Below are 22,866 nucleotides of genomic sequence, written 5' to 3'. Positions count from 1 at the left end.
GGGTGGATATTATGGAAGAAGTAATTAAAAAAGAATGGTACTTAGAATATGATATTCAAGTAAATAGAGCAGGATTATTAGGGGATATATCTAGTCTATTAGGTATTTTAGGTATTAATATTATTACGATTAATGGTGTAGACCAAGGGAGAAGAGGTTTGCTCATTAAAACAGATGATATGAATAAAGTTAAACGCTTCGAAAATATCGTGAAAGAAATTGATGATATTACCATAAAGAAATTACGTACACCTGGTTTAAGAGATAGATTGGCAGTAAGACATGGTAGGTATATTAAACGAGATGTTGATGATAAAAAGACATTTAGATTTGAAAGAAAAGATTTAGGTTTGTTAGTTGATTTTATGGCTGAACTTTTTAAAGAAAATCGACATAAATTGATTGGTGTACGTGGTATGCCGAGAGTTGGTAAGACAGAGTCAGTAGTAGCAGCAAGTGTCTGTGCACATAAGAAATGGTTGTTTATTAGTTCAACTCTGATTAAACAAACTGTGAGAAGCTCTCTCTTAAAAGGTGAGTATGGAGACGAGAACGTTTATATAATTGATGGTGCTGTAACATCTAAACAGACAGATGAAAAGCATAAACAGTTGGTTAGAGAAGTCATGAGTTTACCAACTATTAAAGTCGTTGAACATCCTGATTTATTTGTGCAGCGCTCAGAATATAGTCTTGAAGATTTTGATTATATTATTGAATTGAGAGAAACTGAAGATCAAGAAATTACATACGAACAATTGAATAAAAATGATTTATTTACAAATGACAATATGGCATTTGGAGATGGATTTGGTTTCTTTGAATAATTTTGCTGAGGTGAATATATTTTGAAATATATTGGGGAAACATTAAGGAATAAAAGAGAACAGTTAGGTATGACATTAGTTGAACTTGAAAAAAAGACTAAGATACAGAGACCATTTTTAGTGATGATTGAAAAAAATGAATTCGAAAAATTACCAAATCCTGATTACGCTAGAGGATTCATCACTAAGTATGCATCTGCAATTAATGTAAGTCCTGCAGAATTAATTGATAAACATCAAAGTGAATTGCCTAAAACAACGCCATCTGCAAAAGAAGCATTTCGTATATTAACACAAGAGAAAAGAAGCCAAACAGAAATATCTGAGAATAAAATGGTCGCTAAGTTAATTACTCAAATGGTTACTTTCTTTGGCGTATGTCTTATTGCTTGGGTATTATTAATAATTATCATTTAATTATATAAGCGATTGATTTATAATAGTATTATTATGTGTTTGTATGAAAAGAAGGAGAAAGAATATGAATATTCCTAATCAGTTAACGGTATTACGTGTTATTTTAATACCTATTTTTGTATTATTTTTACTTGTTGATTTTAATATGGGACAAATGAGCTTTTTGTTCGGTCAAGAAATGCGAGTAGAACAATTTATAGCAGGTATTATCTTTATTTTAGCTTCTGTTACAGATTGGTTTGACGGCTATTTAGCTAGAAAATGGGAACTTGTAACAAACATGGGGAAATTTTTAGACCCATTAGCTGATAAATTATTAGTAGCTAGTGCATTAATTGCATTAGTAGAACTAGATAAAGTATCTTCTGTTATCGCAATCATTATTATAGCGAGAGAATTTGCAGTAACGGGGTTACGATTATTGCAAATAGAACAAGGATTTGTAAGTGCAGCAGGTCAATTAGGTAAAATTAAAACGGCGGTTACGATGGTAGCTATTGTATTTATTTTACTACAAGAACCTTTCTCTACTTTATGGCAAATTAATTTAGGGCAATGGCTAATGTATGTGGCTACATTCTTTACTATTTTATCTGGAATAGAGTATTTTTATAATGGTAGAGATGTATTTAAAGGATCAAAATAATAATGACAATCAACCTACAACATTGAGTTTGTAGGTTTTTCTTTAGGAGGAACATATATGAAAGTGAGCATATTAAGTGTTGGTACTGAAATATTATTAGGACAAATTGCGAATACCAATGCTCAATTTATCTCAAAAGTATTAAACGAACTTGGTGCTAGTGTTGTGAGACATGTTGCAGTTGGTGACAATCCGGAAAGATTAGAAAGAACTTTTAAAGAAGAATTATTTAACCATGATGTTGTTATTCTCACTGGAGGATTAGGACCAACTAAGGATGATTTGACGAAACAAACGGTAGCACAAGTGTTAGAGAGAGGTCTTGAAACAAATCAACAAGCCATGGATCATATAGAGCGATATTTTAAAAATGAAAATCGCACTATGACGCCTAATAATAAACAGCAAGCGCTTGTTATTGAAGGTAGTGATGTATTAAATAATGATGTCGGTATGGCTCCAGGCATGTATTTGGAGTTAGATGACAAAAAAATTGTATTGTTACCAGGTCCACCAAAAGAACTTCAGCCTATGGTTAATCAATATCTTATACCATATTTCTTGAATGAAGCGCGTGTGATTTTCTCTGAGTCATTAAAGTTTACTGGAATAGGTGAATCAAGTCTAGAAACGGAATTGATGGATATAATAGATAATCAAACGAATCCTACAATAGCTCCTTTAGCAGGTCAACATGAAGTTTCATTAAGAATAACTGCAAATACAGAAACGAAACAAAAAGCGCTCGAATTAATCAAGCCTGTAAAAGAAGAAATTCTAAGTAGAATTGGTAAGTACTATTATGGCAGTGATGATTTGTCAATTGAAGAAGCGGTATTTAATGAATTAGATCAACCTTTTGTAATTTATGACGGCATAACTGATGGAGTACTATATTCAAGGTTAAAGCTTAGTGAGAAAAGTGAAGAGTACTTAAAAGCTTATACAGTTAAAAATGATTGGTCAGACAGTGTACTTAATATTGCACAAAATGATACGAGTGAAGAAATCACTAAAAAGTTAAAAGAAGTATTTAAAGTAGAAAGTACCATCTTATTATTGCAAGATGATAAAGAGTCTACAGTTTATATTTCGCATAAGCAAAAAAACAAAAAATTTATTTCTTCGTTAAGCCAATCATATGCTGGAAGACGTGATAGAATAAGCAATATAGCACTTATTGAATATTTAAACTTATTACGATGAGATTCATAATTTAATAATATCGGTACCTATGTTCGCATATTTTCAAAAAACGAACACAAAAACACGAACAAATATTCGCTTTATGCTTGCAATTTAGAACGAAACCAGATATAGTAATAATAGCTAATTAAACAAGTAAATTCATTTTATATATATAGGAGGTTATCGCGTGAACGACCGTCAGAAAGCACTCGATACAGTAATTAAGAATATGGAAAAATCCTTTGGTAAAGGGGCAGTAATGAAGCTAGGGGATAATACAAGTAGAGAAGTATCTGCAGTTTCTAGTGGATCTATCACACTTGATAAAGCACTAGGTGTTGGTGGATATCCTAAAGGACGTATCATAGAGATATATGGACCAGAAAGTTCTGGTAAAACGACAGTAGCTTTACATGCTATTGCCGAAGCACAACGACAAGGTGGCGTAGCTGCTTTCATTGATGCTGAACACGCATTAGATCCTGTTTATGCTAAGAACTTAGGCGTAGATATTGATAACCTATACTTATCTCAACCTGACCATGGTGAGCAAGGATTAGAAATAGCTGAAGCTTTTGTACGAAGTGGTGCTGTGGATATCGTAATTATTGACTCAGTTGCTGCTTTAACACCTAAAGCAGAAATTGAAGGCGAAATGGGAGATACTCATGTTGGTTTACAAGCAAGATTGATGAGTCAAGCTTTGCGTAAATTATCAGGAGCAATTTCTAAATCTAATACAACTGCAGTATTTATAAACCAAATTCGTGAAAAAGTTGGCGTTATGTTTGGTAACCCAGAAGTTACACCTGGTGGACGTGCACTTAAATTCTATAGTTCTGTCCGTTTAGAAGTACGTCGTGCTGAACAATTGAAACAAGGACAAGAAGTTGTAGGTAACCGTACTAAAATTAAAGTTGTTAAAAATAAAGTTGCACCACCATTTAGAGTAGCAGAAGTAGATATCATGTATGGTGAGGGTATTTCTCGTGAAGGTGAGTTAATAGACTTAGCTGTTGAATATGATTTTGTTGATAAATCTGGTGCTTGGTATTCATACAATGGAGAACGTATGGGTCAAGGTAAAGAAAATGTTAAATCTTATTTAAAAGAAAATCCAGCAATTATTGAAGAAATTGATGGTCTTTTAAGAGATGAATTAGGCTTCAATGGTAAGAAGAAAGAAGAAGCTAAAAAAGAAGACAAAGCTAAAAAGGAAGACAAAGCTGAAAAGACAGGAAGTCCAGGACAAGAAACTTTATTAGACTAAACTGTGTTTATCTATAAATTTAAACATTCTATGAATCACTTTTTTTAAAGTAGATTTGTAGAATGTTTTTTTATAAAAGAGTATTAAAAATAAAGTCCATGTCCTTGACACTTGTACAAATTTAAACGTACAATTGAGTTGTATGATTCCAATGTTCCATTTAATCATATTTTTGTATATATAAGACATAGAACCTAGATAGAAGGAGGTGTTTATGTGGACTTATTAACCCTCTTACTCATTTTGCTAGGAGTTATTCTAGGTGTTGTTGTAGGATACTTTTTCGCACATAATAGCTTAACGAAAAAGCAAGATCAAGCCCGTCAGTCTGCTCACTATATAATAAGTGAGGCTAATAAAGAAGCTGAGAGCCTAAAGAAAGAAAAGTTGATTGAAGCAAAAGAAGAAAATCAACAAATTAGAGATCATCTTGATAGTGAAATACGAGAGAGAAGAAGTGACCTACAAAAGCAAGAAGCAAGATTACTTCAAAAAGAAGAGAACTTAGAGCGCAAATCTGATCTTTTAGACAAAAAAGATGAAATTCTAGAAAACAAAGAAGCTAAAATTGAAGAGCGACAACAACAGGTAGATGCAAAAGAGAGTAATGTTCAAGAAATAATAACGAAACATGAACAAGAACTAGAACGCATCTCCGGACTAACACGTGAAGAAGCTCGTAAAGAGCAATTTTCACAAGTTGAAGAAGAACTGTCACATGATATTGCTGTACTTGTAAAAGACAAAGAACGCGAACTAAAAACAAATGTAGATAAGAAAGCTAAAGAACTGTTAGCAACAACAGTGCAAAGATTAGCTGCAGATCATACTTCTGAGTCAACTGTATCAGTTGTTAATCTACCTAACGATGAAATGAAAGGTCGTATTATCGGTCGTGAAGGTCGAAATATACGTACTTTAGAAACATTGACAGGTGTAGATTTAATAATAGACGATACACCAGAAGCAGTCATTTTATCTGGATTTGACCCAATTCGTAGAGAAATCGCTAAGACAGCTTTAACTAATTTAGTATCTGATGGACGTATCCATCCAGGTAGAATTGAAGATATGGTTGAAAAAGCGAGAAGAGAAGTTGATGAACTGATGAGAGAATCAGGTGAACAAGCTACCTTTGAATTAGGTATTCATAACTTACATCCAGAATTGGTTAAAATTTTAGGACGAATGAAATATCGTACAAGTTATGGCCAAAGTGTACTGAAACACTCTGTAGAAGTTGCACAACTTTCAGGAATGTTAGCAGCTGAATTAGGTGAAGATGTCACTTTAGCAAAACGAGCAGGTTTATTACATGATATTGGGAAAGCTATTGATCACGAAGTTGAAGGTAGCCATGTTGAAATAGGGGTAGAACTTGCAAAGAAATATCATGAACATGATACAGTCATAAATGCAATACACTCACATCATGGGGATGTAGATCCAACATCAGTCATTTCTATATTGGTAGCAGCAGCAGATGCATTAAGTGCTGCAAGACCAGGAGCTAGACGTGAAACTTTAGAAAATTATGTAAAACGTTTAGAAAGATTAGAAGAAATATCAGAAGGTTATCAAGGTGTAGAAAAAGCCTTTGCAATACAAGCAGGTAGAGAGATTAGAGTAATTGTTTCTCCTGAAGATATTGACGACTTGAAAGCACATAGGATAGCAAGAGATATTAAAGATCAAATAGAAGGTGAATTACAATATCCAGGGCATATTAAAGTGACAGTTGTCCGCGAGATGAGAGCAACCGAATACGCTAAATAGTTGCCCTTAAATTTAAAACCCTTTAACCACAACGGTTAGAGGGTTTTTTGTTATCTATAAATGGGTGACACTTTATAATAGCGGGATATTAATATAAACAAAATCATTTGTACATTTTTAATTATACCGGTACAATATAATTAAACCGTATAAAAAGGGGTATTAAATTGGATATTAAATTAGTTGTAACAGATATGGATGGGACTTTTTTAGATAGTAATAGTGATTTTAATAGAGAAGCATTTAAAGCATTAAAGGAAAATCTGGATTCTAAAGATATTAGATTTGTATTTTGTACTGGGAAGCAATGCGAAAGAGTCGAAAATATTGTAGGAGATTTGAGTAACAATACTTTTATTATTGGAGATAGTGCTACACGTATAAAGTATAATGGAGAATTTCTATATACAGCTACTATCAATAATAATTTAGGCTTAAATATTATTGAATCGTTAAAAGAAATAGATGAAGAACAGACTATTATAGCTTGTACAGAAGAAGTTGCTTATGTTTTAGAATCTACTTCAGAAGAAGAACGTAAATTTGTGCATGGATCATATCAAAATGTGAAATACATAAAAGATTTTGTAGAAATAAAAAGTGATTTCTTAAAGATTACAGTTCATGATATTAAAGGGAAATGTAAGAATACAGCCGAACAAATTGGTTACTTTAAAAATGAGGTTTATATAGTTGCTTCTGAACATTATTGGATTGATATTACAGCATTAGGTGTTAATAAAGGAACGACTATAAATAGAATACAAAGTATTTTAAATATAGATCCATCTGAAACAATTGCTTTTGGAGATGGTTTAAACGATATCGACTTATTTAAATCAGCTAAGTATAAAGTAGCAATGGATAACGCATATCCAGAACTAAAAGAAGCAGCAAATCTAATTTCAGTAAATAATAATAAAAGTGGAGTTATTAAAACTTTAGAATTATTAGTGTAAATAACTTAACTAAAGTCAGTTAATGACTTTATATGATAATTTACATTTTCTTAATATTATGGTTTACTATATATAAGTTAAACATCGTAGATAATCATAGTCTCGCTCGAATGAGTGAGACTTTTTTATATTGTTATAAATTAAATAGTGGGGGAGTTTTATGTTATATACTATTACATCGATACTACCAAAGATACATGGGGGTCGAACTAAATCCTTATTGTACAGAATCAAGTTTTTAGAAGAACATCTAAACCAAAAGTCTGTTATCCACACTACTAATTATAATCCGGATTATTTTAATGTTTATGATGACTTTAAGAAAAGAAATATCATAAGTGATTCTTTAGAAATAAAAAATATTTATGAATGGCTATCTAACGACAAATTGCTTGAAAAATATTCTAGTCCAACAATTTTTACTAAAAAAAAGAAAGAAACAGAGTACACTATTGAACACTTAAATGAAAAAATTAATAAAAACATTGTTAGATACTATAATAAGGATGAATATGTGTTATATAGAAAATTTTACTTTGGTACTAAAATTTTGCTGTTCGAAGATTTTATGTCGCCTATATCAAGTAAAAGGTTGGAAAGAAGAGAGTATACAAGAAATGGTGTGCTTCATAGAATTACTAACTATTCACCAACAAGTTATAATAAATTATACGAAGAATATTATAATAAGGTAGGATATATATATTTAAAAAAATACTATTCTGATGTTGAGAAGAATAAAATTTTGTATATAACGTTTTATCAAGGTAATAGACCAGCTAAATTTTTTAGAAATGAAAAAGAGATGTTTACTTATTATTTCAATAATGTTCTTGAAGATGATTCAATAGTGTTTAATGATGCTAGGTTATTGGATAAATCATTAATAGAATGTGATAAAAATTTAAAAAGGGTAGCTGTGTTTCATAGCACTCATTTAGTGGAAAGAGGAATTAGAGGTTCTTATAAGCTGGTTTTAAATAGTGATGATATTATTGATAAGTATATAGTTCTTACTGATTATCAAAAAAAAGATATTCAAAAAGACTTCGAGATTGAAGATGATAAATTCAAAGTAATTCCACATTTTGTTGAGAAAATGAAATCTCATGAAATTAACGAGAAAAACAATCAATTTTGTTACGTTGGTAGAATTTCAAAAGAAAAGCAAATTGATCATATTATTAAAGCTTTTAGTATATATATAAGTAAAGGTAATGATTCAAAATTACTTATATATGGTAAAGATGAAAATGGAGAGTTGAACTCATTAAAAATACTAGTGAAAGAATTGAATTTAAATGAATATGTAGAATTTAAAGGGTACACTAGTAATCCTGAAAAAGTTTTCGAAAATTCAATTGCTTCTATTTTAACTAGTAAATTTGAAGGTTTTGGACTTACTATAATGGAAAGTTTAAATAATGGATGTCCAGTTTTATCTTACAATATTAAATATGGTTCAAGTGAATTAATAGAAAATAATAAAAATGGCATTCTAGTAGAAAAAGACAATATTGACGAACTTGCAACAGCTATGGAAAATGCTAGAAATATACCTTTGAAAGATGTAAAATTGAATAATAGATTTAGTCTAGAATCTGCAATTAATAATTATCAAAACTTACTAGATGAATTAAAATATTAAAGTTTGAAAAAATGGGGAGAAAAAATGAATAAATTATCGATTATTATTACATTTTATAATAATAAAGATCATATATTAGATTGTATAGAAAGTATAAAAAGTCAAAGAAATCAAAACTTTGATTTGATTATTGTCGATGATGGTTCAACTGACTCATCAGCTAATTTAGTTAAAGAGTCGATTAATACCTATGATAAACACATTAATTTTATTACATTAGAAAATAATTCAGGTCATGCACATGCTAGAAATATTGCTTTAGAACATGTAAATACACAATATGTTATGTTTTTAGACGCAGACGACCAACTAGCAAGTTATTCAGTTGAGTATTATTTATCTAAAGTTAACGGATTGGATGGATTAGTAGCACCTATACACAAATTCACTATGAATAAACCACAATACGTTAATAAAGATAAAGTAAGAGTTGAATATTTAACTCAAAATTCTAATCCTAATTCATTTTTAAGAAAGAATACTGTTTGTAATATTTTATTTAAAAATGCAATTATACAAGCGCATAACATTAGATTTAATGAAAATTTAAAAATATACACTGATGCTTCATTTGTACTTGATTATATGAAGTATGTTGAAAGATTTGCCAGAATATTTGATTTTCCGTTTTATTATAGAGGTGAAGTATACGATCCATTTGAAGGAAATACTCTAACTGACCAAGAATTTATATTAACATTTGAAGACTATGTTAATAGCTATTTCGATTCTATTGAAAGAACTGATAATAAAAAAGTAATTCATTTCTTAACTAATAAAATGAAAAAAGAAATCAAAAATGGTTTCGATCCATCTTTAAAAGATATTGAGTTGAGATACAATACCCTTGAGAAACCATTAGTTAAGGTTGTTAAATCTTTAAAGTGGGACTTAATGAAAGACTCTAAAATTTTGTACAACTTAGAGATACTATTTTTATCTATGAATGCGATCGAAAATGCAAAGTATGTTAATAATCTTAGATATGTAAGTAGACATGTGAAAAATATATTACAAAATAATAAATTGAAAAATCGTTCTAAATATCAATTGTTTGATAAAGAAGAAGGTGTAGATTCAAACACAATTGTATTTGAATCATTTGGTGGCAAAAATTATAGTGATAGTCCTAAATATATATATGAATATATGCAAAGAAACTATCCTCAATTAAATTACATTTGGGTATTTGCCAAACCTGAACAAAATGTAATTATCGGAAATGCTGAGAAAGTTAAAAAAGGATCTAAAGAATATTACGATGCATACTCTAAAGCAAAGTTTTGGGTTACCAATGCTAGACTACCTCTTTATTTAAACAAGAAAGAAAATCAAATATATATTCAAACTTGGCACGGTACACCATTAAAAAGATTAGCTAACGATATGAAAGTTGTTAGAATGCCAGGTACAACTACGTCTAATTACAAAAAGAATTTTTATGCTGAAACATCAAGATGGGATTATTTAGTTTCTCCAAACAGATATTCAACAAATATTTTTAAAACTGCTTTCTGGATGGATGAAGAAAGAACGATGGAAATTGGTTATCCTAGAAATGATGTATTAGTTAATAGAAGTAATGATCAAGAATATATCGAACAAATAAAAAAAGATTTGAATTTACCTGAAGGAAAAAAAATCATTATGTACGCTCCTACATGGAGAGATGATGAATTTGTCAAAAAAGGAAAGTATCTATTTGATTTAAAAATTAATCTAGAAAATTTACAAAAAGAGTTAGGTGACGAATATGTCATATTACTTAGAATGCACTATTTGATTTCTAATGCTCTAGATTTAAATGGATATGAAGACTTTGCTATTGATGTATCTAATTATAATGATATTTCTGAATTATACTTAATATCTGATGCTTTAATTACAGACTACTCTTCGGTTATGTTTGACTTTGGTATTCTTAAGAAACCTCAATTCTTTTTTGCTTATGATATTGAAAAGTATGATAAAGGTTTAAGAGGATTCTATATGAATTATATGACTGACTTACCAGGTGAAATTATAACAGATGAGTTTAAATTAGCAGAAGAGTTAAAAAATATTGACGAACATAAAGAAAAATATAAAGATAAGATAGAGAAGTTTTATGAGAAATTCTGTTCTTTAGAAAAAGGAGAATCATCTAAATATATAGGTGATTATATATTTAACAATACAAAATAGTGTCTGGGACATGTATATGTGTTAAAGAAATTTGATTTGTACTTTTTGGTTGTTCTTATAAAAATAAGCATATCACTGTAAAACTGTAGTAATCAGTTCTAGTGATATGCTTATTTTTATTTTAAAAATCTAAATAATAATATATATCATATTTACCTTCTTGGTTAGTGAAACTATAGTCTTTCGTATTTAATCCGCCTATTTCAAATCCATAACGTAAATAAAAGTGATTAGCGCTTAAGTTATTGTCTTGCGCAATTGTATATAGTCCATATATTTCTTTTGTTTTTGCTTCTGATATTGCTGCATCTAACAACATTGAAGCAATATTTTTTCTGCGATGTGATGAAGCCACTTTTAAATCACTTAGATATAGATATTTGTTCCAATTATTTTCGAAAATTGCTAAACCTACACATTCATTATTTTCAAAAGCACCAAGTGCAAATCCATTTTGATTAATTATGTCTAGTTGATAATTTTCATCTGGAAAAACCATTGTTTCAGTTTCAGTTAAAATTTCATGATAATTCCATAAATTATTTGCTCTTGTAACGATTAATTTTCCGTATAATTCAAACTTTTCATTGGGCAGTTTAAGTGCTTTTTGATTCTCATTTATTATTTTCTCTATATTTACCATAGTAGAAAACCCCCTTATTAACGCTTATTCTATCTCTACAATGCAATCCATATTTAGCTTTAGCAACTCATTATTTTTAAGCACTTCTAACTTATTTCGTTCACTATCAAATTTATTTATTTCACAGTCTACTTCTTTAAAATAACCATTATCCCAATATTTAATTGATGCTTTTGGATTATAGAATATCTTCTCTGCTAAAACATGATTTAAATCGTTTAATGCAGTGTCCTCTAATATAGGTTTATCAACCTTTGTTTGATCTCTTATAAACTGTTTAATCGTTTCGTATTGTTGTGGCATTGTCGCAAATGGTGCCCATTTAATCATACCACGGCCTTTAGGTATGTTTTGTTGAAGATATTTATTTGGTATTTTTCGATAATCAGATTCATATTTGTATGGTTCAGGCATACTCGGATTAATGACTTTCATATGCAAGTTCCTTATTTATTTTATTTAAGCGATGAATCGAGTTGTTTAATGCAACAATCATAGTATTTCTTTGAGTATGTGAAGACTGTACGTCATCATAAACTGTGCATAGTAACTCTAAATAATCTGAATATAAGATGAACTTTTCTGTTCGACTATTAAATGACTTAAGATAATTACAAACATTGTTTATTTCTTTATAAATAACTTTGTCGTTTAAAAATTTTGCGGTGTCATTAGTTGGCTCAATGCTATCTAACATGTAAATATAAGATTCAAATTTATTAATCATTAAGTTTATATACTTATTCATAATTAACACCTCTCGTAGAATTATTATCTTCATTATACGAACAAGTGTTCGTGTTTGTAAAGTGTTAAGTTAAAAATTTAAATAGAATAACTTAATTAAATTGTTCAAATGCTTCAAATATAACACTTAGAATGTGAGGCTATTACTTTTACTAGAAGCTTTCAAAATATTATATTTATCTTTATTTACAAGAAAATTTTTCGTCAAAAAAATTTACTCTAGATTTGTTTAACAATATATAGTTATAATTAGTGTATATTATTTAGCATTTGTTAACTATTTGTAAAAAATCCTATAGTAAGATAATTGTTAAAATTAAAGAGGAGTACATTTATGAAAGTATATACATCAGTTATATTTTGGATGAGAGCAATGGCATGTTTAAGTATTGTTATGATCCATACTATAACAACAACATTCTATAAATTTGAAATGCCAAATGAAGGCTATTTATTAAGAGTTTTTCAATTATTATTACTATATGCAACACCTATATTTGTGTTTATTTCTGAATTCTTATTAGCTAAGCATTATAAGACAGAAGTTAAAGAAGGCTTTGTGAAGCAGAAGTTACTTATTTTAGGAATTCCTTATATTATTATCAATTTAGGGCTAGCTTATGTGTATGGTCATCCTGAAAACCTGAAAGAATATATGGAATCAGTTAATTTTATGATGTTTCACGGTGGAACATTAACTTATTTTATTATCATTATTTTTCAATTTTACGCATTACATATGTTATTCGCTAAATATTTAGTGAAGTTGAATCCTATAAAGATGATTTTTTATTCATTAATTATAACGAGCCTATTTTGGGCAATGCGAACATTTATAGATGCACCTGATGCCTTTTATTTAAATTGGATGTGGCAAAGAGAAGGATGGATGGTCTTTATAGGTTGGCTAAGTTATTTCTTATTAGGCTTTTATATGGGTTACTACTATGAAACATTCATGGCTAATATACAAAGATACAGTGTTCATATTCTAGTCGGTACTTTAATTGTTACTGTAATAACTGTGTTCAACTATTTATCTGGTTGGCTAACTTTAGTAGATTCAAAACGTATAGATACACCTCTATATGTTACTATGATTATTCTGGTATTCTTTTTAATATCATCTTATACTAAGTATGTTCCAAGATTTTTTATATTCATTAGTAATTATTCGTTCTCTATTTATCTAATACACTATTTTATTGTTCATAGATTAGGGAAATTACATGATAATCCAGCATTTAATATATTATTTACGTTTACATTGACTGTTACTTTTGCAATTTGTATAACATATTTGTTTAATTTAACAAAATTTGGGAAATATATAGTTGGCGGTATTGGAAAAGTTAAGTATGAGTCGTTTTATAATAGTTATAAAAATAATCAAGTAGATTAAAGGGGGAAAAATGATGGGGAAGTTAGTCTCGATTATAGTATCTGTATATAATAAAGAACCTTATTTAAAGAAATGTATAGAATCATTAATTAATTTAAATATAGATCACTCGAAGATTGAAGCAATTTTTGTAGATGATTGCTCAACAGATCATTCCGTTGAAATAATAGAAAGTTATGTAGAAAAATTTGAATTTATAAAAATCATTAAGTTACCAAATAATACAGGTAGTCCTTCAGAACCACGAAATATAGGCATGAAAGAAGCAAGTGGAAAGTATTTAACATTATTAGATGCCGATGATTGGTTAGATACAGAAGGGTTCCCAAAATTTATTAATAAAGTTAATGAAGACGATGCTGAATTTGGTTTAGGTCAAAGTTATAAGCATACAAATAAAAATATTACATTTCATGCAAGGTTTACAGCATATAAAGATAGTTCTAATTTGAAACCTGAGGAAATAGAGAAAATTTTTAGAGCAGTTGGACCACCTGGGAAAGTATTTAAGCGTAGTATTGTAGAAGATAATCAAATAGAGTTTGAACATATGAAATTTGGAGAAGATAAACTATTTTTCATTGAGCTCATTTCGAAGATTAGTAATATTACAATGTCTACAATTCCGGTGTATCACGTGAATAGATATGACGAAAATGTTTCACTTGTAAAAGAAACATCTGTACTGGACAAAGCTTATTTAAATAAAGAAATCACAAAAAGAATTTGTAAGGCAGATATACCATTACCACTAAAAAAACTAGCTTTATCTAGAATGGTCGAAGTTGACTTCTTTAGAAGATTTTTGCATACAAAGACATTCTTGAAATCTGATAATAAACAAGAATTTTACATTTTATTTAATGAAAATGAAGAAATACTAAAAGAACATGGATTCCAAACAAAAGATTTTTTAAAAAATAAAATTTTTACAGCTATGTATGAACTATACCAATCTGAAAATGAAGATGAATTTTTAAAATTCACACATGATGTAGTATATGGGAATTGGCGTTTTTATGTCCAAAATGATGCGGTTTATAAAGAATTAGAAAATAATTATGACATCATAAACCCTATCGCTGTAGATTGTTATCCAATTTATGAGGGTACCCAATACATAAATGGAGAGATGTATGAAGTAATAAAAGTTTTAAAACCAGAACATATTAATATTACTGCCCTAAGCTTAGTTGAAATTAATAATGTGTTAAATACTCAATACATAGACTTTGATTATAAAAATGACAAAATTTATATAAATCAAAAACAATTCGATCAATTAGAAGCTTTAGATGTAAATTTATGTGTAGATCATGGTGAAATGGATAGTACGTTGGTTTATGCTTCATATCCAAGTAATAATGAAACGTTTAAAATGAAAAGACAAAGTTTCAAGGTAGAGTTTATAAATAGATTGAAAGAAAATAAAAAAAATAAATATTTTACAAACATATCTGATTCATTAATTACACTTAAAAAAACTAAGATATATAAAGACCTTGAATTTAAAGAAGCAATTATGAACTTGGAGCCAGGATCAAAAGTTGTTCCAACTGAAATAAAATATAGTTCTAACGGTACACCTAGGTTAGTCTTAGAAGATGGTAGTATAATGACTGCTAATAAAGATTTTGTCACACATATTGATGAAAAAAATCACCATAAGTATATAACTGAAGTGCCAAGTGAAGTAAAAGTTAAAAAAACTTGTAAATTATATGATTCGAGATCATTTAAAAATGAACCGATTAAAATACTAAAAATTGGTGAAAACATAAAAATCAGTAATATTATTTATACTAATAACTCAACACCACGACTTGTTACAGAAGATGGTAATTATTTAACAGCTAATAAAGACTTTATTGATATCACTATGTAGTTAATGGTAAACAAATTCTAAAAAACTCCACCAACAAGGTCGTTGGTGGAGTTTTTTATTAATGATTAAATCATCTTAAATAAAAATTAATACTTAAACAATAAACGATTAATGAAAACGTGGTATATTGATGTTGAAGGGGCAATGATAAATGATGACTTTAAAATATATATTTATGAATTTAATCATAAGTCACTTAATAGGAATTCTAGTTTATTGCTTTATTGTTCAAGATTTGCTGATAGCGATTACTATAGGGATAGTAAGCCATATAATGAATGTATTAATTGATTTAATACCTGTTAAAGAATAGGATATGTAATTTTTTAAGGCTGCTAACTAGGGATAAAAAAACGTAACATTAAAGTTTATATAAAGGAGATAACTTGAACTCAGGTTATCTCCTTTTTTGTATTTATTAGAATAAAATAAAATTTTTATCAATTATGTCATAAATTGTTGTTATATATAGATTAAATATTAAATTAGTGTTAATATAGAGAAAAAATTAAATTGTTAACTCCAATTAAAAGAGGGGCGAGATTGAATGAATATTAAAATTCTAGGGTTCAATCTTTTTGCAAAAGGTGGAACATCAAGAAGCAACATCAACTTAATCAAATCTTTTATTAAATCTAATCATGAGGTTACGTATTATAATTTTAAAGAATTTGATAAAACTGCAAAGTTTAACATCATGATCAATGAACAATTATTTGATAAAAATTTGAATTTCAAACTATTTGAGGATGCTCATGACTTAGTCGGAGCTGATTTAGTTATTTTGACGAGAGAAACTTTCTTTTATTTAGCAAGAGAAATTAAATCGATAGATTATCGTATTAAAATTGTAGGTGAGATTCATGCGCCATTAGCTTATATAAATGATGGTCAAGATTTAGCGATGGACTCTATCGATGCATTTAGAGTAAGTACAATGGATGTTAAAAATGATTTTATGAAACGCTTTAAAGTTACGAATGTTTTCAACCAATATGTAGATGCATCACATATTGAATTAAATGAAGAAGCAAGTGTAACAAAAAGAAACTTGTTAATTAAAGCTCGTTTTGAAGATAATATTAAAGACATTTCATATGTAATAAAATTGATGAATCGAATTGTTAACATTGAAGGGCATGACGATATTCAGTTATATATAAAAGGGTATGGTCCGTCTGAAATATTGTATAAGAACTTAATTCAGTATTATCATTTAGAAGATAATATACATATTAATGAGAGAGAACCGAAGAATTATATTTATATTTCTTCTTCACCATATGAAACGTTGGGATATTCTATATTAGAAGCAATTGCTGAAGGAAATAAAGCTTTTATTTACGCTGGTGAAGATGGTGTTCTTCAAAGAATTTATAAAAAATATCATGCGATTGAATTTTTAGAAAAAAATATACAAGACGATTGCAAACGACTACTTGACTTTATTGATCATAAATATACTAAAGAACAAAGAGCTGCAGATGTAGCATTGATGAAAGATACGTTTATAGATAGAGATTATGCGAATGATTTCATTGAGTCATCAATTGGGTGTATGAATGAACTTAAAAGAGGTTCAGTTAATACAAAAGTTTCAAAGAGCAATAATGGGAAGAAGTCAAAGCTTGAATATGGTAGAGATTTATACGAGCAATATAAAACAAAGCCATTATTAAGAGTAGTCTTAAATAATGAAAAAGTGTTTAATTTTGCTAAAGAGAAATATGAAAAAAGAAAAATAGATAAAATGAAACAAATATATGATCAAATTAAACCTTCGCATAACAAAGTGTTTATCGAGTCGTTTCATGGTAATAATTTTAGTGGAGATCCTAAGTATTTAGGAATTTATATTAAAAAACATTTTCCTGAAAAAGAGGTATACGTAAGTTCTAGAAATGCATTGGTAGATATGGAGGTTAGAAGTTATAATTTAGTTCCTATAAGATTCGGTAGTGAAATTTATAATCGAACATTTAGAGAATGTAAATATGTAATAGTGAATGGAAATACTTTAGATAGAGTATTTAAGCATAAAGAACAAATATTTATACAAACATGGCATGGTTTCCCTTTAAAAAGAATGTTGAATGATTTAGGGGATGAAATTGAAAGAAAAGAACAAGTTCAAGCATTTAGACCGAGAATGAAAAAGTGGGATTATTTACTTACTTCTTCGGCTATAAATACAATCCTATTGGAGTCCTCATTTGATCTTAAAGAGAATAAAAACTTACAAGTACTTGAGCTTGGTGCACCTAGAAATGAATATTTAATACAAAGTAATGAAGAAGAAAGCGATCGCGTTCGTTCTAAGTACTTCTTTACTAAAAATAAAGATAAGAAATTTATATTATTCTGTCCTACATGGCGAAAAGAGAAACGAGAAATATTATCAAAAATTAATCTGATCATTTTACTTGAACATTTGCCGGAAGAATATGAAATTATAGTTAAATTACATCCTAATGAAGCTCATTTAAGACGGATATATAGTGAATTGAGTGAACGAATCCATTGTTTTTATAATGAATTTGTAGATATTCAAGAAATATACTTAATTTCAGAAGCTATGATTACAGATTATTCCTCAACAATTTTCGACTTTGCACATTTGAATAAACCAATATTCTTATTACAAGAAGATACGGAAGATTATTCACAACAAATCGGTTTTTATTTCGATATATTTGAACTTGTAAATATTGAAATTGCAAGTAATGATGAACGCATTTTAGCAAGACAGTTATTAGAGAACAAAGAAATTGATTACCACAATATTACGAATAGACTATTAGATGCAGACAAAATCGGAACAACAGAAAATATTGTAAACTTTATAATGAAATAATCCAAAATAACATCTCTACAATTATTGTAGAGATGTTATTTTGGATTAATATTTTATAATTAATTAATGTGTTAAGTTCAGTTCTAATTCTAAAGCTTCTTTTAAGACGTTAGATGTTTCTTGTGAATTAACACCACAATTACCATACTTTTCAGCAAGCTTAAATGCTGTAACGTATAATTCTAAACAGTCTTTCGCAATATCTTCTGCATTTTCTTCTACGGACGGATTTGCACTAACCACTAATTCTGCAAATTTTTCTGGTTGAATTTCAATTCCCATGTTTAAATAAACACTCCTAGTAAGATTTTGTAACGTTAACAAAACAATCATATTTCAATCATGTCTATATAGCGTCCATTTTATAAATACCCTAATAAAAAAATATTAATCATCTCTTTTAAAAATTTTTGTTTTGAATTAGAATATATAGTGTATAGAGAGGATGTCAATATTGAGAATTTTATTTATAGGTGATATTGTAGGTAAATTAGGAAGAGAGCAATTAGAAAATTATTTACCAAAAATTAAAGCAAGTTATAAACCAACTTTAACCATTGTGAATGCAGAAAATGCTGCTCACGGCAAAGGATTAACAGAAAAATTATATAAAGAAATATTACGTATGGGTGCTGACTTTTTAACAATGGGAAACCATACATATGGTCAAAGGGAAATATACGATTTTATAGGTCAAGCTAACAGAATGGTACGACCTGCAAATTTTCCTGAAGAAGCACCTGGAATAGGTATGAGAATTATTAAAGTAAATGATAAAGATATTGCAATTATTAATTTACAAGGCCGTTCATTCATGCCAGCAATAGATTGCCCATTTAAAAAAGCAGATGAACTAATTGAACAAGCATCGAAAATAACACCATATATATTTGTAGACTTTCACGCTGAAACAACGTCTGAAAAGAATGCAATGGGTTGGTATTTGAATGGGCGAGTGAGTGCTATGGTTGGAACACATACACACATTCAAACTTCTGATGAGCGCGTGTTAAATGGTGGTACAGCATATATTACGGACGTAGGAATGACAGGATACTATGATGGTATTCTTGGCATTAAAAAAGAAGAAGTTATAGAAAGATTTATAACAAGCTTGCCACAACGTCATAATTTGCCAGATGAAGGTAGAAAAGTATTGTCTGGTGTAATTATTGATCTCAATGCAGAAGGTAAGGCTAAAAAAATTCAAAGAGTTTTAATTAACGATGATCATCCATTTGAATAGTATCGTCCATTAGACTGATTTTTACTAAAGCCCTTTAATTTCATAGGATTAAAGGGCTTTTTTTGTTATGATATAAATTGAGATATTACATGGGGAGGCCATAAAATGAAATCACAAATTTCATGGAAAGTTGGCGGACAGCAAGGTGAAGGAATTGAATCAACAGGTGAAATTTTTGCAACTGCTATGAACCGCCAAGGATATTATTTATACGGATACCGTCATTTTTCAAGTAGAATTAAAGGCGGTCATACGAACAATAAAATTAGAGTATCGTCGAAGCCAGTTAGAGCTATAAGTGACGATTTAGATATATTGATTGCATTCGACCAAGAAACAATAGATGTAAATTATGGTGAAATGCTTGAAGGAAGTATAATAATTGCTGATGAAAAAGCTAAACCACAAAATCCTGAAGATAGTAAAGCTCAATTAGTAAGTCTTCCGTTTACAGGTGTAGCTAAAGAACTAGGAACTGCTTTAATGAAAAATATGGTTGCTGTAGGTGCAACATGTGCAGTTATGAATTTAGATACAAAAGTATTTGAATCATTAATTAAAGATTTGTTCGGTAAAAAAGGCGAGAGTGTTGTAGATTTAAATATACAAGCTTTAAATGAAGGCTATCGCTTAATGAAAGAAGAAATGGAAAGTTTAAATAGCGAACATACATTAGAACCTATTGATTCAGAAGGTCATTTATTCATGATAGGTAATGATGCAATTGGTTTAGGTGCAGTTGCAGCAGGCGTTAGATTTATGGCAGCTTATCCAATTACACCAGCTTCTGAAATTATGGAATACATGATAGATCGCCTACCTGCTTTAGGTGGTGCTGTTATCCAAACTGAAGATGAAATTGCAGCATGTACTATGGCGATTGGTTCTAACTATGCTGGCGTACGTTCATTTACATCATCAGCAGGACCAGGATTATCATTGATGATGGAATCTATTGGTTTATCAGGTATGACTGAAACACCACTTGTTATAGTTAATACACAACGTGGTGGCCCATCAACAGGTTTACCAACTAAACAAGAACAGTCTGATTTAATGCAAATGATTTATGGTACACATGGTGATATTCCTAAAATTGTGTTAGCGCCAACAAGTGCAAGTGATGCATTCTATTTAACGGTAGAAGCATTTAACTTAGCTGAAGAATATCAATGTCCAGTAATTTTATTATCAGATTTACAATTGTCATTAGGTAAACAAACAGTTGAATCTTTAGATTATGATAAAGTTGAAATTCGTCGTGGAGCATTAGTTGAAGGTGATTTAGAAGCACAAGAAGATAAAGCATACTTTAAGCGTTATGCATTAACTGATTCAGGTGTTTCACCTCGTGTATTACCTGGAACTAAAGGTGGAATCCACCATGTTACAGGTGTAGAACATAATGAAGAAGGTAAGCCTTCTGAAAGTGCTGAAAATAGACAAAAGCAAATGGATAAACGTATGCGAAAAACTGCTCAATTGCTAATCGATGAGCCAGTTGAATCAAATGAAAAATATGATGAAGCGGATATTCTTTATGTAGGATTTATCTCAACTGCTGGAGCAATTGATGAGGCGATTTCTAGATTGGATCATCAAGGCGCTAAAGTAAATCATATTCAAATAAGACAATTACATCCATTTCCTTCAGACGTTGTACAAGAAGCATTCAATAAAGCTAAAAAAGTAGTAGTAGCTGAACATAATTATCAAGGTCAACTATCTAATATTATTAAAATGAATATAAATCATCAAAATAAAATCATAAACCAAACAAAATATGATGGTACACCATTCTTACCACATGAAATTGAAGATAAAGCATTAGAAATAGTAAGCAATTTGAAGGAGTTGATATAATTGGCAACATTCAAAGATTTTAGAAATAATGTTAAACCAAACTGGTGCCCAGGATGTGGAGATTTCTCAGTACAAGCCGCAATTCAAAAGGCTGCAGCTAATGTAGGGCTAGAACCAGAAGAAGTTGCACTTATTACAGGTATCGGTTGTTCTGGACGATTAAGTGGATATGTAAATTCATATGGTGTCCATTCTATACACGGTCGTTCATTACCGTTAGCTCAAGGCGTTAAAATGGCTAATAAAGACCTAACAGTTATAGCATCTGGAGGAGATGGTGATGGCTTTGCAATCGGTATGGGCCATACGATTCATGCCTTAAGAAGAAACATGGATATGACTTATATTGTAATGGATAATCAAATTTATGGATTAACTAAAGGACAAACATCGCCAAGTTCTGCAAAGGGTTTTGTTACTAAATCAACTCCGAAAGGAAACATTGAACAAAATGTAGCGCCTTTAGAACTTGCTATTTCATCAGGTGCGACTTTTGTAGCACAAAGTTTCTCAAGTGATATTAAAGAATTAACAAATATCATTGAAGAAGCGATTAATCATAAAGGATTTTCTTTTGTTAATGTATTCTCACCATGTGTGACATACAACAAAATTAACACGTATGATTGGTTTAAAGAGAATTTAACGAAACTTGCTGATATTGAAGATTACGATAATTCAAATAAAGCTCAAGCTATGCAAACAGTGCTTGATACAGAATCTATGATTACAGGTATTATTTATCAAGATAAAGAAACACCATCATATGAATCTCAAATAGAGCAATTTGATGAAGAACCTCTTGTTAAAAAATCATTAAAACTTGAAAAAAATCAATTTGATGAACTTGTTTCTCAATTTAAATAATTGTATAATAGTCACACTTTAAGCTCATAGATTTATCTATGGGCTTTTTTTCTAAATTGAAGGGAGAACATAAAATGACAAATACGTTAATGAGCATTCAAATTATTCCCAAACATAATGAAACAGAAGTTATACCATTAGTTGATGAGGCAATTAAAGTAATCGACCAATCTGGATTGAAATATGAAGTTCATCCTTTAGAAACGACAATTGAAGGAGAAATGAATGCTTGTTTGATTTTAATAGAGCAAATAAATGAAAGAATGGCTGAACTTGAATGTGAAAGTATTATTTCTCAAATAAAGTTTTATCATGTTCCAGAAGGTATAACTATGGAATCTTTAACAGAAAAATATAAAGAATAAACCACTTTTTTTAATATTATTTTTAATTGTATGAAAATGAATCATAATTAAAGTTAAGTAGAAGTTAAAATAAAAAGGA

Annotated in this window: 21 protein-coding genes; 17 read left to right on the top strand and 4 right to left on the bottom strand. The window is 29.4% G+C overall.

All coding sequences use genetic code 11. From position 1 onward, the window contains the following. Positions 1-11: 11 nt before the first annotated feature. The 9 genes from LQ609_RS00815 to LQ609_RS00775 all read left to right on the top strand — a co-directional run bounded on the left by LQ609_RS00815 (position 12) and on the right by LQ609_RS00775 (position 10,915). A complete protein-coding gene (locus LQ609_RS00815) occupies positions 12-827 on the top strand; it encodes a YmfK family protein (protein WP_078356181.1) in 816 nt (271 codons plus the stop codon). A 21-nt stretch (positions 828-848) separates the two neighbouring features. Continuing rightward, positions 849-1,244, top strand: a complete 396-nt coding sequence (locus LQ609_RS00810; protein ID WP_078356182.1) for a helix-turn-helix domain-containing protein — start codon at positions 849-851, stop codon at positions 1,242-1,244. 64 nt (positions 1,245-1,308) lie between these two features. Next, positions 1,309-1,890: a CDP-diacylglycerol--glycerol-3-phosphate 3-phosphatidyltransferase gene (gene pgsA, locus LQ609_RS00805; protein ID WP_078356183.1), complete on the top strand. Its 582-nt coding sequence runs from the start codon at positions 1,309-1,311 to the stop codon at positions 1,888-1,890. Between the two features lie 57 nt (positions 1,891-1,947). After that, on the top strand, positions 1,948-3,096 hold the full coding sequence (locus tag LQ609_RS00800; protein WP_115337516.1) for a CinA family nicotinamide mononucleotide deamidase-related protein: 1,149 nt from the start codon (positions 1,948-1,950) through the stop codon (positions 3,094-3,096). A gap of 211 nt (positions 3,097-3,307) precedes the next feature. After that, positions 3,308-4,348 (top strand): recombinase RecA, encoded by a 1,041-nt coding sequence (recA, locus tag LQ609_RS00795; RefSeq protein ID WP_237687696.1) that lies wholly within the window; start codon positions 3,308-3,310, stop codon positions 4,346-4,348. A gap of 216 nt (positions 4,349-4,564) precedes the next feature. Further along, the gene (rny, locus tag LQ609_RS00790; protein WP_078356186.1) at positions 4,565-6,124 is read left to right on the top strand and encodes a ribonuclease Y; all 1,560 of its coding nucleotides are present in this window, start codon (positions 4,565-4,567) and stop codon (positions 6,122-6,124) included. Positions 6,125-6,291: 167 nt separating this feature from the next. Then, entirely contained in the window at positions 6,292-7,083 is a 792-nt protein-coding gene (locus LQ609_RS00785) for an HAD family hydrolase (protein WP_239734234.1), read from the top strand. A 160-nt stretch (positions 7,084-7,243) separates the two neighbouring features. Continuing rightward, complete coding sequence (locus LQ609_RS00780) at positions 7,244-8,731, top strand: glycosyltransferase (RefSeq protein WP_239734233.1); 1,488 nt, start codon at positions 7,244-7,246, stop codon at positions 8,729-8,731. Positions 8,732-8,755: 24 nt separating this feature from the next. Continuing rightward, positions 8,756-10,915, top strand: coding sequence for a bifunctional glycosyltransferase/CDP-glycerol:glycerophosphate glycerophosphotransferase (locus tag LQ609_RS00775; RefSeq protein WP_078356268.1), 2,160 nt, complete (start codon positions 8,756-8,758; stop codon positions 10,913-10,915). 121 nt (positions 10,916-11,036) lie between these two features. Here LQ609_RS00775 and LQ609_RS00770 read toward each other — a convergent pair whose 3' ends face one another. Genes LQ609_RS00770 through LQ609_RS00760 form a run of 3 tightly spaced genes read right to left on the bottom strand, consistent with a single transcriptional unit; the run spans position 11,037 to position 12,306 of the window. After that, on the bottom strand, positions 11,037-11,558 hold the full coding sequence (locus LQ609_RS00770) for a GNAT family N-acetyltransferase (RefSeq protein WP_078356269.1): 522 nt from the start codon (positions 11,556-11,558) through the stop codon (positions 11,037-11,039). 24 nt (positions 11,559-11,582) lie between these two features. After that, positions 11,583-11,993 (bottom strand): YolD-like family protein, encoded by a 411-nt coding sequence (locus LQ609_RS00765; protein WP_078356270.1) that lies wholly within the window; start codon positions 11,991-11,993, stop codon positions 11,583-11,585. Beyond that, complete coding sequence (locus LQ609_RS00760; protein WP_078356271.1) at positions 11,980-12,306, bottom strand: hypothetical protein; 327 nt, start codon at positions 12,304-12,306, stop codon at positions 11,980-11,982. The genes LQ609_RS00765 and LQ609_RS00760 overlap by 14 nt, the downstream gene beginning before the upstream one ends. A 333-nt stretch (positions 12,307-12,639) precedes the next feature. Between LQ609_RS00760 and LQ609_RS00755 the strand changes: the two genes are divergently transcribed. From LQ609_RS00755 to LQ609_RS00740, 4 genes are all read left to right on the top strand, one after another. Beyond that, positions 12,640-13,707: an acyltransferase family protein gene (locus LQ609_RS00755; RefSeq protein WP_078356272.1), complete on the top strand. Its 1,068-nt coding sequence runs from the start codon at positions 12,640-12,642 to the stop codon at positions 13,705-13,707. 13 nt (positions 13,708-13,720) lie between these two features. Further along, positions 13,721-15,592 (top strand): glycosyltransferase family 2 protein, encoded by a 1,872-nt coding sequence (locus LQ609_RS00750; RefSeq protein WP_239734232.1) that lies wholly within the window; start codon positions 13,721-13,723, stop codon positions 15,590-15,592. Between the two features lie 151 nt (positions 15,593-15,743). Beyond that, positions 15,744-15,905, top strand: coding sequence for a hypothetical protein (locus tag LQ609_RS00745; protein WP_239734231.1), 162 nt, complete (start codon positions 15,744-15,746; stop codon positions 15,903-15,905). Between the two features lie 234 nt (positions 15,906-16,139). Beyond that, the gene (locus LQ609_RS00740; protein WP_239734230.1) at positions 16,140-18,446 is read left to right on the top strand and encodes a CDP-glycerol glycerophosphotransferase family protein; all 2,307 of its coding nucleotides are present in this window, start codon (positions 16,140-16,142) and stop codon (positions 18,444-18,446) included. A 63-nt stretch (positions 18,447-18,509) separates the two neighbouring features. Here the strand turns inward: LQ609_RS00740 and LQ609_RS00735 are convergent, their stop codons facing one another. Then, positions 18,510-18,728, bottom strand: a complete 219-nt coding sequence (locus LQ609_RS00735) for a hypothetical protein (RefSeq protein ID WP_078356275.1) — start codon at positions 18,726-18,728, stop codon at positions 18,510-18,512. Between the two features lie 172 nt (positions 18,729-18,900). On the opposite strand from LQ609_RS00735, the gene LQ609_RS00730 reads away from it, so the two are divergent. The 4 genes from LQ609_RS00730 (at position 18,901) to LQ609_RS00715 (ending at position 22,787) form a co-directional block, all read left to right on the top strand. After that, the gene (locus LQ609_RS00730) at positions 18,901-19,692 is read left to right on the top strand and encodes a TIGR00282 family metallophosphoesterase (protein ID WP_078356276.1); all 792 of its coding nucleotides are present in this window, start codon (positions 18,901-18,903) and stop codon (positions 19,690-19,692) included. Between the two features lie 105 nt (positions 19,693-19,797). Beyond that, on the top strand, positions 19,798-21,555 hold the full coding sequence (locus tag LQ609_RS00725; RefSeq protein WP_078356277.1) for a 2-oxoacid:acceptor oxidoreductase subunit alpha: 1,758 nt from the start codon (positions 19,798-19,800) through the stop codon (positions 21,553-21,555). Then, complete coding sequence (locus LQ609_RS00720) at positions 21,556-22,422, top strand: 2-oxoacid:ferredoxin oxidoreductase subunit beta (protein ID WP_107510023.1); 867 nt, start codon at positions 21,556-21,558, stop codon at positions 22,420-22,422. A 74-nt stretch (positions 22,423-22,496) separates the two neighbouring features. Further along, positions 22,497-22,787, top strand: coding sequence for a thiamine-binding protein (locus LQ609_RS00715; protein ID WP_078356279.1), 291 nt, complete (start codon positions 22,497-22,499; stop codon positions 22,785-22,787). Positions 22,788-22,866 lie beyond the last annotated feature (79 nt).

The sequence above is a fragment of the Mammaliicoccus sp. G-M28 genome (assembly GCF_022386595.1).
Classification (GTDB): Bacteria; Bacillota; Bacilli; order Staphylococcales; family Staphylococcaceae; genus Mammaliicoccus; species Mammaliicoccus fleurettii.
The sequence above is the reverse complement of the archived record's forward strand: the minus strand, read 5'-3'. Positions and strand labels throughout refer to the sequence as shown.

Bases quoted from the DNA above. Each gene is read 5' to 3' on its own strand.
- LQ609_RS00815 (WP_078356181.1), top strand. From the start codon at position 12: ATGGAAGAAGTAATTAAAAAAGAATGGTACTTAGAATATGATATTCAA.
- LQ609_RS00765 (WP_078356270.1), bottom strand. From the start codon at position 11,993: ATGAAAGTCATTAATCCGAGTATGCCTGAACCATACAAATATGAATCT.
- LQ609_RS00760 (WP_078356271.1), bottom strand. From the start codon at position 12,306: ATGAATAAGTATATAAACTTAATGATTAATAAATTTGAATCTTATATT.
- pgsA (WP_078356183.1), top strand. From the start codon at position 1,309: ATGAATATTCCTAATCAGTTAACGGTATTACGTGTTATTTTAATACCT.
- LQ609_RS00755 (WP_078356272.1), top strand. From the start codon at position 12,640: ATGAAAGTATATACATCAGTTATATTTTGGATGAGAGCAATGGCATGT.
- LQ609_RS00740 (WP_239734230.1), top strand. From the start codon at position 16,140: ATGAATATTAAAATTCTAGGGTTCAATCTTTTTGCAAAAGGTGGAACA.
- LQ609_RS00780 (WP_239734233.1), top strand. From the start codon at position 7,244: ATGTTATATACTATTACATCGATACTACCAAAGATACATGGGGGTCGA.
- LQ609_RS00725 (WP_078356277.1), top strand. From the start codon at position 19,798: ATGAAATCACAAATTTCATGGAAAGTTGGCGGACAGCAAGGTGAAGGA.
- recA (WP_237687696.1), top strand. From the start codon at position 3,308: ATGGAAAAATCCTTTGGTAAAGGGGCAGTAATGAAGCTAGGGGATAAT.
- LQ609_RS00715 (WP_078356279.1), top strand. From the start codon at position 22,497: ATGACAAATACGTTAATGAGCATTCAAATTATTCCCAAACATAATGAA.
- LQ609_RS00770 (WP_078356269.1), bottom strand. From the start codon at position 11,558: ATGGTAAATATAGAGAAAATAATAAATGAGAATCAAAAAGCACTTAAA.
- LQ609_RS00775 (WP_078356268.1), top strand. From the start codon at position 8,756: ATGAATAAATTATCGATTATTATTACATTTTATAATAATAAAGATCAT.
- LQ609_RS00800 (WP_115337516.1), top strand. From the start codon at position 1,948: ATGAAAGTGAGCATATTAAGTGTTGGTACTGAAATATTATTAGGACAA.
- LQ609_RS00735 (WP_078356275.1), bottom strand. From the start codon at position 18,728: ATGGGAATTGAAATTCAACCAGAAAAATTTGCAGAATTAGTGGTTAGT.
- LQ609_RS00745 (WP_239734231.1), top strand. From the start codon at position 15,744: ATGATGACTTTAAAATATATATTTATGAATTTAATCATAAGTCACTTA.
- LQ609_RS00750 (WP_239734232.1), top strand. From the start codon at position 13,721: ATGGGGAAGTTAGTCTCGATTATAGTATCTGTATATAATAAAGAACCT.